The following is a 650-nucleotide window of genomic DNA, read 5'->3' on the forward strand; positions in this document are numbered from 1 at the left end:
GCTCGCTGGTCGAGGTCGCGTAGAGCCAGGGAATGCCGGCCAGCAGCAGCAGCGCGAACACGGCCACGACCGGCTTCATCGCAAAGACGGCCTCCAGCCGGCGGCGATAGGCGCCTGAGAGCCACTCCAGCACGTGGTCGATCGTCCGGACCAAGCGCGCCTCCCAGTTCGTCGCATCGCGCTCGGTCTTGCGCAATAGCCAGGCGCAGTTCATCGGCGACAGCGTCAGCGCGATCACCGCAGATACCGTGACCGCGCCTGCGAGCGTGAAGGCGAACTCGGTGAACAGCGCGCCGGTCGAGGCCGCGATCGAGTCCGCACGCGCGCTGGCAAGCCCGATCATCGCCATGACCGTGGTTCTGATCGCGGTCTACGTGCCCGTGGGATTCCAGGGCGGCCTCACCGGCGCGACACCTTCGTCGATCAGCCGGTGCACGCTCTCCACGACGATGATGGCGTCATCCACCACGAGCCCGATGGCGAGCACGAGTGCAAGCAGGGTCAGCAGGTTGATCGAGAATCCCATCAGCAGCATCAGGCCGAAGGTGCCGATCAGCGACAGCGGAATCGCGATGACGGGGATCAGGACCGATCGCCACGAGCCCAGGAACAGAAACACCACCACGATCACGATCAGCACCGCTTCCACC

At 65.8% G+C, this 650-nt stretch carries 1 pseudogene; it reads right to left on the bottom strand.

Annotated features, from left to right (window positions below):
* A pseudogene (locus H1B27_RS39705) lies at positions 1–650 on the bottom strand (efflux RND transporter permease subunit); the annotation flags it as partial.

Source organism: Bradyrhizobium diversitatis, from assembly GCF_016031635.1.
GTDB classification, from domain to species: Bacteria; Pseudomonadota; Alphaproteobacteria; order Rhizobiales; family Xanthobacteraceae; genus Bradyrhizobium; species Bradyrhizobium diversitatis.